This window comes from Corynebacterium afermentans subsp. lipophilum (assembly GCF_030408375.1).
Taxonomy (GTDB): Bacteria; Actinomycetota; Actinomycetes; order Mycobacteriales; family Mycobacteriaceae; genus Corynebacterium; species Corynebacterium lipophilum.
In genome coordinates, this window is record NZ_CP046530.1 from 1,831,508 (window position 1) to 1,847,695 (window position 16,188).

Genomic DNA, 16,188 nt, shown 5'->3' on the forward strand with positions numbered 1-16,188 from the left:
CGGGTGTGCGGTTGTAGTGGTATGAGCTGGGGTTAATGCGCACGCGCATGGCCTTTTACTACGACTACGGCTATTTCCCGCTCGAGGAGTACGCCCGTATCGTGGCGGATTTACCCAATCATGATCTGGCTTACGCTAATGGCCTGGTGCGGGCGTTTGTTGCGTACTGCGCTCGTGAATCAGCCAAACAATGAAGCGAACCGCGCACACCATCCAGTGCAGTGCCAAAACAACAAGCAGCATCTGACTGACGCCGTTTAGCCAGACAGCACCAGTAGTTTGGGACATGAAGTGCGTTCCGAGGCTCAGCGTGCCAACGGGAAATGTTGACCCCCACCAACCTGGCGTGTAGGCCGCCCACCGGCTCACGGTGCGTGAGAAGTGCCGGGCCGCATACATCATCGGGCCGATTCCAAGAATGATCATCGTAGCCCCATATGCGGCACCGACTTGTTCGCTGAACAGCAGCTGTGCTGCTGCCGTTGATTGCCCGACAATACCCAGCGGAATCCATGCCGTTCCACCCATCGTCGGCGGGATGGAGAGATGTCTTCGCGCAGCGGCTACATAACACCGCGCAAAGATGGGCAGAGCGGTGACAAGCGCGAGAATGAACGAGGCAGTTCCAGCTGCGTGGAACAGACCCGCGGCGAACGTGCTGTGAGCCTCAACGTAGCTGGCGAGCTGAGCTGCGCTTGTGGCCGCCACCATAGGCGACACAAGGGCCAGGCCCCACTGGAAGGTGGGGGCGCCTGAAAACTTCTGTAGTTGTTTTATGCACACCACCCAGCTAAGCGGCGCCCCGATCCACCACGAAGCGAGTTGCCAATGCACTGCTCCGCTGATCCCGGTTGCGGCAGAACCCAGCGCCAGAATTCCCATGGACGTCATTCCCCACTGCGGCATCGACTGCGAGCTAAACCCAGGTTCACGATAGTGCCACCACCCCGCCACCAGAGTGCACAGTATCCCGACACCGAGTACCAAGAGCAGCGGCGAAACGATCGGCACTCCATGCATATTGCTTAACGTGGCAAGAATTGAGGTGCCCATCAGTGACCCAGCCCACGCAGGACCCGGTGAAGGCAGATTCGAACTTGGCTGTGTCTGGGGACGCGTACTTGTCATGCACCTCACGCTAACGCTGCAGGATGTGAAACCAAGATGACGAGAGTGCATGTGCGGGTTACCATGATCACATGTACCCAAAACTACCTGCGATAACAGATCTTGAGGCGCTCCTCGCTGTATCGCGCGCGGGATCCATCTCCCGCGCCGCTAGGGACATGGGAATGAACCAGCAGACACTGTCAACTAGGGTCTCTCGCGCTGAGCAGGTGCTTGGAGTCACCGTTTTCGAGCGCTCCCCATATGGGATCAAGGCCACCAAGAGTGGCGAGGTGGTACTCGAGGCGGTACCTGCACTGCTGACAGCGTGCGCTGATTTTGCTCACAATGTTGAGCAGGCACGCGCTGACAACCTCGCACGACACCTGACTGTGGCCGTGTCCAACACAGTGGCGGAGATCCACTACCCGGTATGGGCAGCCGCGTTTCGTGATGCGCATCCCAAGGTCAAACTCACTATGGTCCATGGGAATTCCCAAGACGTTCGCGAACTCGTTGCTACCGGTATCGCTGGGCTTGGGATCGTAGAGGGTGGTACGCCCCGACATGATCTCATCGAGACGGTGCTGTGCTCAGACGAGCTAGTGCTTGCGGTCCCCGCGCATCACCTGTGGGCCAACAGAGAGTCGGTGAGCAGAGAAGAATTGCGCGCAACCCCACTCATAGTTCGAGAACCGGGGTCAGGAACGCGCCGGGTGATCGAAGAGGAGTTGGGAGAACTCGCCGACCCAGCCGGCGAGTTCGGCTCTTTGTCTGCGCAACGCGCGGGGATGATCGCCCTCGGAGCACCCGCGATCATTCCCCGGAGCGCCGTGCTGGATCAGGTTGCTTTGGGGGCGGCGGCGATCGTAGCCACAGAAGTCGCGTTCGAGCGCAGCATCTCCGCAGTCGTCCGCCGCGGTGCGACGGTGCCCAAAGACGCGACAGCGTTTACCCGGCTTGCCAAATCTTTCGGAGCGCTCAGTTAAATCTTGGGGACGTCGTCGCCGTCATCGAACTCAAATCGGTTTGGCTGGAGCAGGTCCTCGCGGTTCACGACCTCCACGATCACCTCGGCAACAAGCTCGCGGGAGGTGGTGGATTCGGGGTTGCGGGGGGCGTCGAGAAGTGAAATGCCCTTGGAAGATTGGCTTGAACACCTAAATCCTTAGCCCAGCAAGGACCCCCACATCTTGTGCCACACCCAAGCACCACAAAACGACCTACGCACTCCCAAACGCGAAGAGCCCCTTTAGTGAGCAATCGTGTCTTTCCCGCAAAATCGCCCGATTCAAATAGAGGGATCGGACAGGTACGCCAAAGTACGTTAAAAAGTACGTTAAGCGATTCAGTAACAGCACGTAACCGGCAGTAGAGCACGGTAGATAAAACATCGCTGACCACTTCCTACGGCCACATACGTACAGGTACTGAAGTTGTCCGTCAAGACCCTGGGTGTCGCGGGTTCGAGTCCCGTCAGCCACCCCAAAGTTTAAGGCCTGGCCTGCGGATTCGCGGGCCAGGCCTTCGTCGTTGGCGCCTGGATGGGCCCTGGTTTGGTCGCCCGGGTTTTCGGCGGTGGGTGTCCCGTTTTAGCAATGTGGCAAATATTTGCCACATTCCCAAAACAGCACTCCCCTACTCGTACAGCGGCTCCCCAGTACCGCCGGAGCGCTGCTCCCAATCGAGGTTCCAGTAGCCCAGGCCGTCGTAAGGCGTGAGCGTGCCCCCGGCGGTGTTCTTCACCACCACCGGGTCGCCACGCTTCACAAAATTCTGGAACCACTGCGCGTTGTCGTAGGAGGCGTTGATGCAGCCGTGCGACTGGTTGTAGCTGCCCATCGCGCCGAGCGCCCACGGGGCGGAGTGCACGTAGATGCCGGAGTAGGACAGCTGCGTGGCGTAGTCCACCGACGTGACGTAGCCGCCAGCGTCCAGCGCTAGGCCGAAGGTGCGCGAGTCCATGGTCAGCTTCTCGTGCTCGTCGCCGACCACATACACACCGTTGGGGGTGTCGTACTGGCCGTCGGTGCCCAGCGAAATCGGGAACTCCTTGACCAGTTCGTCGCCCGAGTACACGCGCAGCATCTTGTCGGCGTTGTCGACCACGGCCTCCACCTTGTCGCCGATGGTGAAGTTGGTCTCGTTGTCCCCGCCGCCGTAGAGGCCCTTGCCGAGCTTCTCGCCGTAGATGTCCACCTTCACGCTGACTTCGGTGCCGGGCTCCCAGTAGTCCTTGGGGCGCCAGCGCACCTCGTAGGGGTCCAGCCAGAAGAACGCACCATCGGTGTCGTTGGAGGTCTCCACATCGATGTGCTCCTCCATCGCCTTGGTGTCTTGGATAGGGCTGTCGAAGCGGATGGTCACGGCCTGCGCCACGCCGACAGTCGCGCCGTCCAGCGGGCCGATGTAGGAATTCACCGTCGCGTCCGGGGTCAGCGTGGTAAACGAAGAGACCACCTTCTGGCCTTCCTTGTCCCGCGCTTCCACGGTGTAGGTGCGGCCGTAGCCGAGAGGCTCGGTGACGGACCACTCGGACTTGTCGTCGCCAAATTCGCCCTCGACCTCTTTGCCGTCCTCGTTGGTCATGGTCACCGAGGACAACCCGGCAGCGGCGGTCACCGTAATCGGATCCAGGGGCGCGACTCCGGTCTCCCCGTTTGCCACATTGACTTTGGGTGGCCGCGGCGAGGCCTTCTCGGTGGTCTTTTCCACCAGCGAGGCGTCAGAGGTGTGCGCGGCCGGCTCCAGCCTGCCGGTGTCCCCGATGGTGCACGACGTCAGCGTCGCCGCTGCAGCTACCAGCGCACAGGCGCGTACCACTCGACGGACCACGGCTTACCCCTCAATTCTCTGGACAACACTGAGTTTGCGAATCCCCCACACTCTATCCCCTTACCAGCCAAAATCCACTATTGTCATGCGTGTTTTTTACACACATTATCCATGGGCCATTTTTCGCCCCTGACCTGCCGATTTCACGCTGAGACGAGTGGGTGCTACAGTTTCTTTTCGTTGCCGAGAGCAACAGAGAAAAACAAAATACGCGCCATTAGCTCAATTGGCAGAGCAACTGACTCTTAATCAGTGGGTTCGGGGTTCGATTCCCTGATGGCGCACAAGATGCGGCGAGGCCAGCAGGAATATTACCTGCTGGCCTCGTTTTGTTCTGTGCGGAAAACCTGGCGGAGCATCTACGTCCATTTCCGCAGGCCACACCCCGCCAGGGAACGAAAGGTGAATCGCACCCACTGCCTGCCTCCTGAGAGTAGGCTTAAGCCCATGAAGACAGCATTAGTGATCGTGGACGTGCAGAACGACTTCTGCCCCGGCGGTGCCCTGGCCACCGCGCGCGGCGACGAGGTGGCGTCCAAAATCGCCGAACTGATCTCCACCGCGGACTGTCGCACCCACGAGTACGACTGCATCGTGGCCACCCAGGACTGGCACATCGACCCGGGCGCGCACTTCTCAGAGGAACCCGACTTCGTGGATTCGTGGCCGCCGCACTGCGTGGCCGAATCCTACGGCGCGCAGCTTCGCGGGCCAGTGAAGACCGATCTGATCGACCAGTTCTTCAAGAAGGGCCATTTCACCGCCGCCTACTCCGGCTTCGAGGGCGTCAACGGCAACGACGAGCTGCTGGCGGACTGGCTGCGCGCGCAGGGTGTCTCCCACCTGGATATCTGCGGCATCGCCACCGACCACTGCGTGCGCGCGACCGTCCTGGACGCGCTCAAGGAAGGCTTCAAGGTGAGGGTGCTGCGGGGCATGTGCTCGCCTGTCGACGATAAACGCGGCGCCGACGCCCTCCAGGAAATGATCGACGCCGGCGCGGAACTGGTTTAGCCAACCTTACGGCGTGTAGCCGAGCAGCTCTTCCATCTCGCTCATCTCGGCGGTTTGCACCTCGATCATTTCCTTTGCCATCTCCCGCAGCGGCTCGTACCCGCCGCGGTCCACCTCGTCCTGCGTCATCTTGATCACGTGGTTGTGGTGGAAGTGCATCATCTCTAGAAACGCGGTGCGCAGCTCGTCGCCACGCAGCGCCTCGAACTGCTCGAGCTGCTCCGGGGGGAACATGCCGTTGGCGATGTGGGTGGAGTGGTGCTCCATGTCCTTGTCAATGCCCCACTCGTCCGCCCAGGCGCGCATCTGCTCGTTCTCGCGCTCCTGCCCGTCCTTGATGCGCTGGGCGAGGTCGCGGACCTCGGCGTCATCCACGTCCGAGTCCAACAGCACGTCCGACATGTCGATCGCCTGCTGGTGGTGCGGCACCATCATGCCCAGGAAGTGGACGTCGGTGTCGTTGTAGCCCGCCTCCCCGTCCGCGGAGGTGGAAGTCTCGGGCGTAAACGCGGCGCGTAGCGACGGCCCCGCGAACGTGAGCGTCAACGCCAGCGCCGCAATCACTGCAACCGCGATCCACAGCGGTTTCTTACTGGGGCGCATCTCTTCGAGTTCCGGATCGTGCGCAGGCTGCGCGTATTCATTCGTCATTGGTATGCCCTTTCTGCTCTTGTTTAAGCGTAACCCAAAAACCGCGCCGACACACTGCGTTTTGTGCAGCGTATCGGCGCGGTGGGAATGAAAACTCCGCTAGACCGCCGGCGGCGCGGGCGGCGCGACCGGCTCGGCGATGGTGATGATGTTGTCGGCGTAGCCCAGCGCCCCGCCGACGAACTGGCCGCCGCAGGTGATCAGCACCAGCCGGTTCGGGCCGGTTGCGTCGTTGACCTCGGGCGGGAAGTCAGAGCCCTTCGGCAAGCGGTACGGCGCCTGAGTGACGCGGAAGGTGCGCGGCGTACCGTCGATGAGCACGTCGAACTCCTCGCCCACCGCCATGTTGGCGAAGCGGGCGGCGTAACCGGTGCCCTGGCCCTGGTAGTTGATGTGGCCGGTAATCACCGACGACCCGGCGGCGCCCTCGGCGCCCGGCACGGCGGAAGCGGAGTACCAGCCCAGGCGCGACACGTCCGACGGCGGGATCAGCGCGCCAGCTTCGGTCAACTGCACCGGGTCCACCGCGGCGATGTCGCCGCCGACGTTCAACGCCATCCCCTCGATGCCTTGGAACTGGCCCGGAGCGGCCTCGTACTGCACCTCCTGCTCGCCCTCAGGGTCGACGTAGCCGCCGTCTGTGGGCACAGGGGTCTGCTCGTCCGGCTCATCCTCCGGCGCACCCGCGGAGGCGCCGCCTTCCGACGGCACGACACTCTCCCCCACCGGCGCCTCACTGGCGGCGTCGGTGTCCGCAGGCTCGTCGGAGTCGTTGCGGAACGCGAAGATCGCGAGCTGCAGTAGCACGAGCGCGATCGCGATGATGGCCACGATCGGCCACCAGCGACGGCGCTGCGGCATCGCGTCGTCGTCGAGCCTTTCGTCGTTCCGGTCTTCGAGCCGGTGCTTTCCGCGGCCTGATTCGGGGCGGTCCGGCTCAGGGGTGCTGCTGGAGATGGAGGTGGACATGTGCGGTGATTACCTTTGGGCGTCGATTAGCGGTTGGCCAGGAGCTTCTGCAGCTCCTTGAGCTCGCTCTTGCGCTTGCGGCCGTTGTACGCCTTGATGCTGATCAGGGCTGCGATACCGGCAACAACGCCGCCGATGACCTTCTGCACAGTGGGATCCTGCAGCCAGTTGGCGGCCTCGGACTTCGCGCTGCCGGCCAGGGTCTTCGGGTTGGTACGGTCCGCGAGCTCGTCCAGGGTGCTGGCGAGCTGGTTGCGGGTGCGCTCGAGGTCGCGTTCGATGTCGTGGATGTCACGTGCCATGGGAAATTGCTCCTCAGATTGTTAAAAGTTTTATCGTTCGGCGTTTCCGCCGCCGAGGTATCAGCTTAGTGTAAAACGGGGTGGTATGACTGACTCCATCCGCCTAGACAAGGGCGATACCGCCCCCGATTTTGCACTGTCCAACGACCGTGGCGAGACCGTGTCCTTGAAGGACTTCGCGGGCTCGCGTGTGATCGTGTACTTCTACCCGCGCGCTAACACCCCGGGCTGCACCACCGAAGCATGCGATTTCACCGAGAACTTCAGCCAGTTCGATAACGCCGGCGTGAAGGTCCTCGGCATCAGCCCGGACAAGCCGGAGGCGCTGGCGAAGTTCCGCGCGGACCACGACCTCGCAGTGGAGCTGCTGTCCGACCCGTCCAAGGAGACCCTGGAGGCCTACGGCGCGTTCGGCGAGAAGAACAACTACGGCAAGGTGGTTCAGGGCGTGATCCGATCCACCTTCCTGGTGTCCGTGGACGACGCCGGCAAGGGCACCATCGAGACGGCCCAGTACAACGTGAAGGCCACCGGCCACGTGGGCCGCATCCTGCGCGACTGGAACATTTAAGCTTTACGACGACCAAAGGCCCCGCACGCCCAATCGGGAGTGCGGGGCCTTGTCGGTTATGCCCTGTGGGCTATGCCCGTCGCCGCCCTTGTGCGGGCGGCGACAGTGCCCCTAGGCGCTAGAGCGCCTAGATGTAGGTCGGCATATCCGCCTCGAGGACGGTGCCGCCGGACGGGATCTGCTTGATCTCGCCACGCGGGCTGTCAGCCGGGACCGGCTTGCCCACCGGGTTCGGCGCAGGCGCCGGCTCGTTGGACGGTGCCGGAGCAGGCTTGCTCTCCTGCGGTGCCGGGGCCGGCTTCGGTGCCGGCTTGGACGAGCCATTGCCGCCACCGAGCACTGCCGGGATCATGCCCAGGCCCGGGATGAGCAGCAGCCACCACAGCTTCTTCTTGTCGAAGTCGGACGAGCTGCCCTCCTCATCCGCCGGGACAGTGGTCGGCGCCGGGGTCGAGGTGGCCGGGGTGTTCTCCTCGGACGGTGCGACCGGGGAGGTCGTTGCCGGAGTGGTCTCCTCCGCCGGCGGGGTGTTGCCCTCGCTGGTCTCGACCGTCTGGTAGCCGTCGTTGATGTCCTTGTGCTCGGCGATCTGGTTGTCGTCGGTGACGTCATCCGGGGTGTTGCCACCCTTCGGGTTCTCGTCGCCGTTGCGGTCAACCTCGGTGGAGGTCAGGTTCTCAAACGCCACGGCCGCTGCAACAGCACCCTCCGCGTTGGTCACCGGAATCTCCACCACGATCTCGCCGTATGCAGCCTCTGGGGTGAAGGTCACGGACTGGGTACCCAGCACGCGGCCCTCGGTGTACGGAGCGGACTCGCCGAGGCGTTCCATCAGCTGCGCGGTTGCGGTGTAGGTCGCGCCCGGGACCAGGCCCCAGTACTTGACCACATCGCGCACCACCGCACCGTTGACAACTTCAGCGCCCTTGGAGAAGTCAGCGTTGGTGGACACACCCGGCTCACCCGGGATGTCACGGCCTTCGCTGGTACCCGGGGTGATCACCGTCTGCGCGGCATCGTTGATGTCGCGGTGCTCGGCGATCTGCTGCGGCACGCGGTTGCCTGCCGGCTGCTCGTTGCCCTGCGCGTCAACCTCGACGGAGGTGAGACGCTCGAAGGCGACTGCAGCGTGGACCGGGTTGGTCACCCAGGAAGCGACGGTGATGTCGACGTTGACCGCACCGTAGCCGCTCTCGGACGCGACGAACTGCTTCTCGCCCTGGCCGATGATGGCACCGCTGCCCTTGGCAACGAGGTCCGCGGTCAGGGTGTAGGTCTTGCCCGGAACCAGGCCGGTGTAGCGGACGGTGTCCACCACGGTGGCGCCAGCGACAACCTCGGCGGAGCCCTCCGCGAAGTTCGCGTTGGTGCCGATGAACGGCTCAGAGTTCTCCTGAGCGTTCGGGCTGCGAACCGTCTGGTTCTGATCGTTGATGTTCTTGTGCTCAGCGATCGGGTTGTCGTCCGAGACGTCGTTCGGCGTCTCGCCGCCCTTCGGGTTGTCCTTGCCCTCGCGGTCGACCTCGGTGGAGGTCAGCGTCTCGAAGGCGACAGCCGCACGGACCGGGGTGTCGATGCCCTCTACAACCGGGATCTCCACAACCACGGAGCCGTTGCCGGTCTCCGACGCGGTGAAGGTCTTGGTGCCGGTGCCGATGATGGCGTCGCCGTAAGCGTCGCGGTTCACCAGCTCGTTGTAGACGTCCTTGCTTACCAGCTCAGCGGTCAGCGTGTAGGTCTTGCCCGGGACCAGGCCCTGGTACTTAACCGTGTCGTTGACCACGGTGCCGGAGACAACTCCCTTCGCACCGTTGGCGAAGTCAGCGGTCGTACCGATCTGCGGGTTCGGGAACCAGACCACCGGCGGCACAACCGGGGTGGTCGTGTTCGACGGAACCACCGGAGTGGTCGGCTTCGTCGGCTGCTCGGAGGTGGTCACCTTCGTCGGCTCGGTCGTCTGCTCAGACGTGCCCGGCTGAGCCGGAACCGTCGTGGTGGACTCCTCAGAGGTCTCCGGGGCAGTCGGTTCGGTCGGCTCCGTGCTGGTCTCGCCGGAAGTCTCCGGGGTCGGCTCTTCCTCAGGCGTGGAAGCGCAGGTCTCCGGAACCGTGGTCACCTCAGTCGTGGACTCCTCGACCGTGGTACCCGGGACAGTGGTGCCCGGAACCGTCGTGCCCGGACCGGTGGTGCCCGGAACCGTAGTCCCCGGCTCGGTCGTGCCCGGCTCAGTGGTGCCCGGAACGGTGGTGGTCGACGTGACCGGCTTGCACACGTCCGTGGTCGGAGCGGTCGCCTCGGTCGACGGGATCAGCTGGATCGTCGTCGTCGGTGCCGGCTCCTCAGAGGTGGTCTCTTCCGGGGTCGCCTCGGTCGACGGGATCAGCTGAATCGTCGTCGTCGGTGCCGGCTCCTCAGAGGTGGTCTCCTCCGTCGAGGTACCCGGGGTCGGCTGCTCGGAGGTCTTCGGGGTCTCCTCGCTCACGACCGTCTGGTCCTCATCCTCGAGGTCCTTGTGTTCAGCAATTTCGTTGTCGTCAGACGTCTCCGGGGTGTCGCCACCCTTCGGGTTGTCCTTGCCAGCGCGGTCAACCTGCGTGGAGGTCAGTTCCTCGAAAGCAACAGCAGCGGTGACAGTCTCGCCCTCCGGTGCGTTGCTGACAACGATGGTCACATCCTCAGAACCGTTCGGCTCAGTCGGAATGAACGTCTTGTTGCCGGAACCGAGAACAGTCTTGCCGTCTGCCTTATTAATAAGGTCAGCGGTCAGGGTGTACACCTTGCCCGGCACGAGGCCTTCGTAGGTGACGGTGTCAACCACGGCAACGCCGTTCTTGACTTCCTTTGCACCGCCCGCGAAGTTGGCGTTCGTGGAAATCTTCGGGTTACGGACCGTCTGATCCTCGTCGTCGATCTCCTTGTGCTCGGCGATCTTGTTGCCGCCCTCGTTCGGGTTGTCGTTGCCGCCAGCGTCGACGACCTTGGAGGTCAGTTCCTCGAATGCCACAGCAGCGGTGACAACACGGCCTTCCGGAGCATTGTCGACGATGATCTCCACGTCAACGGAACCGTTCGCTTCCTTCGGGGTGAAGGTCTCGGTGCCGGTGCCCAGGACGGTCTTGCCGTCAGCCTTATCAATCAGCTGCGCGGTGAGCGTGTACTCCTTGCCCGGCACGAGACCGGCGTAGGTGACAGTGTCCACAACCACAGCACCGTTGATCACCTCAGACGAACCCTTTTCAAAGTTCGCGTTAGTGGTGATGTGCGGCGCACCAACAGTCTGGTTGGCGTCGTCGATGTCCTTGTGCTCAGCGATCTTGTTGTCGTCGGACGTCTCCGGGGTGTCGCCACCCTGCGGGTTGTCCTGACCAGCCTTGTCAACGACAGTGGAGGTCAGCTCCTCAAAGGCAACAGCAGCGCTGACCGGCTTGTTGACATCGTCGTTGACCTTGATTTCGACCTCAACGGAACCGTCAGTGGTCTCCGGGGTGAAGGTCTTGGTGCCGTTGCCCACAACGGTCTTGCCGTCTGCCTTATTGATCAGCTGCGCGGACAGGGTGTATTCCTTGCCCGGAACCAGACCCTTGTAATCAACGGTGTCGATCACGGTGTTGCCAGCAACAACCTCAGTCGAGCCGTTTGCGAACTTCGCGTTGGTCGCAATGCTCGGCTCAAACACGGTGCGCACCGTCTGGTCCTCGTCGTTGATTTCCTCATGCTGAGCGATGTCGTTGACCTTCTTACCGTCGGTCTCCTCGCCAGCAGCGTTGACTTCCTTAGAGGTCAGACGCTCGAATGCAACCGCAGCCTGAACCGGGTTCGGTGCGTTGGTCACAGCGATTTCAACGTTGACGTTGCCGCTTGCCAGCTCGCCCTCGGTGCCCGGAACCGGGAAGGTCACAGCGCCGGTACCCAGGACATTGTTCGCGTCCTGCTTATCGACGAGCTTCGCATCCAACGTGTAGCTCTTACCTGCAATCAGACCGGAGTAGTACACAGTGTCCACAACGGTGCTGCCGTTCTGAACAACGTTCACGCCGTCCTTGAACTCCGCACGAGTGCGGATGTTCGGGTTCGGGTTGAAGCCCTGCTTGACAGTGGTGGTCGTACCCGGAGCAGTCGACTCCTCAGACGGCTTGCCCGGAACCAGCGGCAAAGTCTCCGAAACAGTGGCACCCGGAACAGTCGTGGTCACGATCGGCTCAGTTGTCACAACAGTCGTGCCTGGAACAGTGGTCGTCACCGCAGGAGCAGTCACAGTGGTCACTGGCATCGTCGTCGTGACAGTCGTACCCGGCTGGGTCGTTGTCTCATCCGGCTGAGTCTCGGTGATCACGTTGCCCGGCTGCGTGGTGGTCACATCCGGCTGAGTCTCGGTGATCACGTTGCCCGGCTGCGTGGTGGTCACATCCGGCTGAGTCTCGGTGATCACGTTGCCCGGCTGCGTGGTGGTCTCATCCGGCTGAGTCTCGGTGATCACGTTGCCCGGCTGCGTGGTGGTCTCATCCGGCTGAGTCTCGGTGATCACGTTGCCCGGCTGCGTGGTGGTCACATCCGGCTGAGTCTCGGTGATCACGTTGCCCGGCTGCGTGGTGGTCACATCCGGCTGAGTCTCGGTGATCACGTTGCCCGGCTGCGTGGTGGTCTCATCCGGTGCGGTCGTCGTAACCACAGTGCCGGGCTGGGTCGTCGTCGTAGCAGGAGCAGTCACGGTAACAGTCGGCGTTACCGTCGTAGTCTCCTCGGTCACAATAGGCGCGGTAGTCGGAACAGTCGACGGCTCACTAACCGCCGGAGACGTCTCCGGGACAGCTGGCACGGTCGTGGCTGGAGTGGTTGACGCCGGAGTGGTGGAGGGTTGCTCATAGGGGTTCTCAGTGTCGACAATCACCATATCCTGGCCAGCAGAATTCTTGAACACCTTGCCCGTAAGATTGGCCGTGTTGTTCTCCGGTAACCCGGTGTTTGCTGGCCCCGTAAGATAGTCATACAATCGTTGCTCGTCGGAGCCCAGCGTCTGAGCAACCGCACCCGTGGCGAAATAGAAGATCGCAGCATTCGTAGCGACAATCTGATCTTGGACTTCCTTTGGCCTGTCCGTCAACTCAGATGGATTATCTACGTCGCGGCTGACTTTCGGGTAGGCATTCTCGATGATCCACTGAATCTTCTCGAAGTTGGGCATCGTACGACCGTGGTCCATTTTGTCCGGTCGATAATTTGCCCAGCTGGTGACAGTACCCTTCTGCCCCAAAGATGCCGGTTCCATTGGCTCAATGCAGTAAGCCCATAGTCGCTTGGTGCCCATCATCATTCCGGGATTTTTAGTGGCGGAGGGAGTACTCAACCCCACCAAAACTGCACCTGAACCTGAACCGGTTCCGTGAATTTTCCCATCGGGAAACATATACTTATCGGTTGCATTCGAACCCTGAGTTACCTGTATTTCAAGTTCATCGCCCAGAGTGACGGAATGCGCTCTCGCAAGAGGCGGTCGACCAACCGCGCCCGCGATCAAAGCAACTATTGCCAGTACGGTGATTATAAATCGCCAGCCTCGTTTTGAAGCTGCAGCATTTTTCATTGCCTCTCCTCATCATATTGAAGTACCCGCCTAACTGCCGAGGCAACCAGTCGTGCACTAGTGGTTTACGTCAAGCCCAAACAAACGATACGCATGTTTAGATGTTTCTACAAGAAAAGACTGCAAGAAAAGTCAGGAACCGATTTGGCACCTGGATACCCGGAGGGTCGGCACCTGCACAAGTCGATTTCACAATATCGACGAAAGGTCTACACCCAGATGCCAACTCCCCAGGTAACCCCGAATTGAATCTATGCGCGAACTACAAGGCACAAGCCCAAATCCCCCGCTACCCCCACAGGATCCGTGCGCCCGGAGAGACTTGAACTCTCACGCCATAAGGCACTGGAACCTAAATCCAGCGCGTCTGCCAATTCCGCCACGGGCGCGTCGTTGAGGAATACTACACAGTCGTGCACCGCAAACGTTAACCGGAGCTGACCGTCTGGAGAGACATATAAATAAGGTGCAATCAGAAATACGGCATTCAAACTTTCGTTTGGTCTTTTAAGGTTGCCGGGTAGACTGACCAGCTGTGAGCGAAGAGAACAAGGCAGTTGAGAGCACCGATGCGGTGCCCCAACGCGAGCGCGTCCGCGTGCGCTGGTGGCACATCGTGCTATTGATTGCGGCGGCGGTGACCTGCCTACTGCTCGCGCGCTGGCAGTGGCACCGCTACCAGTCCGGCTCGGGCACGTTCCAGAACCTGGGCTACGCCCTGCAGTGGCCGTGCTTCGCGGCGTTTTTCATCTACGCCTACCGCGTGGGTATGCGCATGGAAAACGACAAGATCGACGCCGAAAACGCCGGCTTGACCATGGACGACCTCTACGAGGCCGACCTTGCTAAATACGGCGAGGTAAAGGAACCCACGGAAATCGACGAGGACTTCCTCCCCTCTCGCCCCGAGCTGGACGTGGAGGAATACAACGAGCTCGTGGCACCGCGCCGAAAACCCAACACTGAAGATAAAGGTGAATCAGCATGACGCAGCCCAACACGCAGACCCAGCCGGCTCAGCCGGTGAAGATCCACCCGGAACGCCAGCGTCGCGTGAAGCAGGCGCTCACGCTTTTCACTATCACCGCGTGGATCACTGGTGTGCTGTTCCTCCTGCTTATTACCCGCATGATCATGCAGTACGGCCTTGACATGAACGTCGATTACTTGTCCTGGGTAGCCCGCGTGCACGGCTTCGCGTTCGTCGCGTTTCTGATGGCATCGCTGAACCTCGGTTCTAAAGCGCGCTGGTCCACCGGCACCTGGATCACCACCGCGATGTCCGGCGTTGTGCCATTCATGTCTTTCATTGTAGAAGCCAAGCGCCGCAAGGAAGTCACGGAGAAGTTCCAACTCCCCTAAACACAAGACAAAACCCGGCAGGGAAACCTGCCGGGTTTTGCGCTGTCGGAGCCGGTTTACTTTTCGGTGGTCTTGGTCAGCACCATCACGCCGACCTTTTCCGCCGGGTCGTTCTGCGGGCTCAGGGTGAGGGTGTCGCCGCTGCGCTCGGCGTCGTACTTCAGGTCCTGGTGGGTCAGCGGATCCTCGAGCTTGAACTCCTTGTCGTCGCGCAGGCAGTTCGCCTCGTTGGTTTCGCCGTCGGTCTCGGTCATCTGCCAGTCGCAGTCCTTGCCGTCGATAGTGATGGTGGCGTGGCCGCCGCCTTTGCCTTCCTGGGTGGCGGTGACGTCGCCGGTCCACTCGCCGTCGAAATCGCCCTTCTGGCCGCAGCCAGTGAGCAGCGCGCCGGAAGCGAGAACAGTTCCTACAAGTGCAATCGTTTTCTTCATAAGCACACTGTAACGAATTGCGTCACTTCAGCGCCGCTATGTGCGGGGCGAGCGCGCGTAGCGCCTTGCTGCGGTGGGAGCGGGCATTCTTCTCCTCAGGCGTGAGTTCCGCGGACGAGCGGCCGTCGGCGTCGGCGGGCAGGAAGAGCGGGTCGTAGCCGAAGCCGTGCTCGCCGCGCGGTTCGCGGAGCAGCTCGCCCTCCCAGCGCCCCTCGGCGGTGAACTCCTGCCCGTCGGGTGCGGCCAGGGCGCAGCAGGACACAAACGCGGCGGCTCGCTCGTTGATATCCGTCATCTGGGCGAGCAACAGTTCGTTGTTGGCCTGATCGTCGCCGTGGTTGCCGGACCAACGGGCGGACAGGATGCCCGGCATGCCGTTGAGCGCTTCCACGGTCAGGCCGGAGTCGTCGGCAACGCAGGGCAAGCCGGTGGCTTTTGCTCCGGCGCGGGCCTTCAATAGGGCGTTGTCCACGAAGGTGAGGCCGTCTTCGACGGGGTCGGGGTACGGCGGAGCGTCGTGAAGCGAAACAAGCTCCACCCCTTCAATGTTGAGCTCGCGGAGCACCTGCTCGAGCTCGCGGACCTTGCCTTGGTTCCTTGAGGCGACGAGAACTTTTACCATCCCAGCGCCGCCTTCTGCGCTGCGATGAGCTCGTCACAGCCCTTGGCCGCGACATCCAGCATCTCGCCGAGCTGCTCGCGGCCGAACAGGCCGTGCTCGCCGGTGCCCTGGATCTCCACGAAGTTGCCGCCCTCCTGCATCACCACATTCAGGTCGACCTCGGCGCGGGAGTCCTCCTCGTAGGGCAGGTCCAGGCACACGTGGCTGTCGATGATGCCGGCGGAGACGGCGGCAATCGGCTTGAGCAGCGGCTCGCCCGGGACTACGCCGCGCTCCTTGAGCACCGCGATGGCGTCCGCGAGCGCGACGTACGCGCCGGTGATGGAGGCGGTGCGGGTGCCGCCGTCCGCCTGCAGCACATCACAGTCGAGCTGAATGGTGTTCTCACCGAGCTGGCTCAGATCCACAGCTGCGCGAAGGGAGCGGCCCACCAGGCGCGAGATCTCGTGGGTGCGGCCCTTGACCTTGCCCTTCATGGACTCGCGCGGCATGCGGTCATGCGTTGCGGAAGGCAGCATGGCGTACTCGGCGGTCAGCCAGCCCTCGCCTGAATCCTTCTTAAAACGGGGCACGCCCTCCTCCACGGAGGCGGTGCACATCACACGGGTGTTGCCGAACTCCACCAGCACGCTGCCGGCGGGGTTGGAAGTGAAGCCGCGGGTGATGCGCACAGGGCGCAGTTGGTCGAAGGCGCGGCCGTCCAGGCGCGAAAAATCAGTCATGCCCCAAGCGTAACGCAGGCG

14 protein-coding genes, 2 tRNA genes and 1 pseudogene are annotated in these 16,188 nt (G+C 62.1%); 6 read left to right on the plus strand and 11 right to left on the minus strand.

All coding sequences use genetic code 11. The features are described 5' to 3' along the window. Positions 1-135: 135 nt before the first annotated feature. Positions 136-1,128 (minus strand): SLAC1 family transporter, encoded by a 993-nt coding sequence (locus CAFEL_RS08780; RefSeq protein WP_181888975.1) that lies wholly within the window; start codon positions 1,126-1,128, stop codon positions 136-138. A gap of 71 nt (positions 1,129-1,199) precedes the next feature. Here CAFEL_RS08780 and CAFEL_RS08785 point away from each other — a divergent pair, with 71 nt between their 5' ends. Next, the gene (locus CAFEL_RS08785; RefSeq protein ID WP_194559770.1) at positions 1,200-2,096 is read left to right on the plus strand and encodes a LysR family transcriptional regulator; all 897 of its coding nucleotides are present in this window, start codon (positions 1,200-1,202) and stop codon (positions 2,094-2,096) included. Between the two features lie 649 nt (positions 2,097-2,745). Here CAFEL_RS08785 and CAFEL_RS08790 read toward each other — a convergent pair. Then, positions 2,746-3,942, minus strand: a complete 1,197-nt coding sequence (locus CAFEL_RS08790; RefSeq protein WP_194559771.1) for a L,D-transpeptidase — start codon at positions 3,940-3,942, stop codon at positions 2,746-2,748. A gap of 211 nt (positions 3,943-4,153) precedes the next feature. Here CAFEL_RS08790 and CAFEL_RS08795 point away from each other — a divergent pair. Then, positions 4,154-4,226 (plus strand) — tRNA-Lys (locus tag CAFEL_RS08795). A gap of 163 nt (positions 4,227-4,389) precedes the next feature. Beyond that, positions 4,390-4,956, plus strand: a complete 567-nt coding sequence (locus CAFEL_RS08800) for an isochorismatase family protein (RefSeq protein WP_194559772.1) — start codon at positions 4,390-4,392, stop codon at positions 4,954-4,956. 6 nt (positions 4,957-4,962) lie between these two features. Here CAFEL_RS08800 and CAFEL_RS08805 read toward each other — a convergent pair whose 3' ends face one another. The 3 genes from CAFEL_RS08805 to CAFEL_RS08815 form a co-directional block, all read right to left on the minus strand. Next, entirely contained in the window at positions 4,963-5,607 is a 645-nt protein-coding gene (locus CAFEL_RS08805; RefSeq protein WP_228496194.1) for a DUF305 domain-containing protein, read from the minus strand. A gap of 99 nt (positions 5,608-5,706) precedes the next feature. Then, positions 5,707-6,576, minus strand: coding sequence for a class F sortase (locus CAFEL_RS08810; protein ID WP_228496195.1), 870 nt, complete (start codon positions 6,574-6,576; stop codon positions 5,707-5,709). Between the two features lie 26 nt (positions 6,577-6,602). Next, positions 6,603-6,878, minus strand: coding sequence for a DUF3618 domain-containing protein (locus CAFEL_RS08815; RefSeq protein ID WP_034998105.1), 276 nt, complete (start codon positions 6,876-6,878; stop codon positions 6,603-6,605). 85 nt (positions 6,879-6,963) lie between these two features. On the opposite strand from CAFEL_RS08815, the gene bcp reads away from it, so the two are divergent. After that, positions 6,964-7,449 (plus strand): thioredoxin-dependent thiol peroxidase, encoded by a 486-nt coding sequence (gene bcp / locus CAFEL_RS08820; RefSeq protein WP_194559773.1) that lies wholly within the window; start codon positions 6,964-6,966, stop codon positions 7,447-7,449. 127 nt (positions 7,450-7,576) lie between these two features. On the opposite strand, the gene CAFEL_RS08825 is transcribed toward bcp, so the two are convergent. The 3 genes and pseudogenes from CAFEL_RS08825 to CAFEL_RS08830 all read right to left on the minus strand — a co-directional run bounded on the left by CAFEL_RS08825 (position 7,577) and on the right by CAFEL_RS08830 (position 13,419). Continuing rightward, positions 7,577-12,196: a VaFE repeat-containing surface-anchored protein gene (locus tag CAFEL_RS08825; protein ID WP_290171994.1), complete on the minus strand. Its 4,620-nt coding sequence runs from the start codon at positions 12,194-12,196 to the stop codon at positions 7,577-7,579. A gap of 222 nt (positions 12,197-12,418) precedes the next feature. After that, positions 12,419-13,030: pseudogene (locus tag CAFEL_RS11260) on the minus strand (thioester domain-containing protein); the annotation flags it as partial. Positions 13,031-13,337: 307 nt separating this feature from the next. Beyond that, positions 13,338-13,419 (minus strand) — tRNA-Leu (locus CAFEL_RS08830). Positions 13,420-13,565: 146 nt separating this feature from the next. Between CAFEL_RS08830 and CAFEL_RS08835 the strand changes: the two genes are divergently transcribed. Then, complete coding sequence (locus CAFEL_RS08835; protein ID WP_194559775.1) at positions 13,566-14,018, plus strand: hypothetical protein; 453 nt, start codon at positions 13,566-13,568, stop codon at positions 14,016-14,018. Next, positions 14,015-14,392, plus strand: coding sequence for a DUF3817 domain-containing protein (locus CAFEL_RS08840; RefSeq protein WP_194559776.1), 378 nt, complete (start codon positions 14,015-14,017; stop codon positions 14,390-14,392). Before CAFEL_RS08835 ends, CAFEL_RS08840 begins: the two co-directional genes overlap by 4 nt. Positions 14,393-14,448: 56 nt before the next feature. Here CAFEL_RS08840 and lptM read toward each other — a convergent pair whose 3' ends face one another. The 3 genes from lptM to rph are packed head-to-tail and all read right to left on the minus strand — an operon-like array spanning position 14,449 to position 16,167. Continuing rightward, a complete protein-coding gene (lptM, locus tag CAFEL_RS08845; protein ID WP_194559777.1) occupies positions 14,449-14,823 on the minus strand; it encodes an LPS translocon maturation chaperone LptM in 375 nt (124 codons plus the stop codon). 22 nt (positions 14,824-14,845) lie between these two features. After that, entirely contained in the window at positions 14,846-15,445 is a 600-nt protein-coding gene (gene rdgB / locus CAFEL_RS08850) for an RdgB/HAM1 family non-canonical purine NTP pyrophosphatase (RefSeq protein ID WP_194559778.1), read from the minus strand. Continuing rightward, the gene (gene rph / locus CAFEL_RS08855) at positions 15,439-16,167 is read right to left on the minus strand and encodes a ribonuclease PH (RefSeq protein ID WP_194559779.1); all 729 of its coding nucleotides are present in this window, start codon (positions 16,165-16,167) and stop codon (positions 15,439-15,441) included. The genes rdgB and rph overlap by 7 nt, the downstream gene beginning before the upstream one ends. Positions 16,168-16,188: the final 21 nt, after the last annotated feature.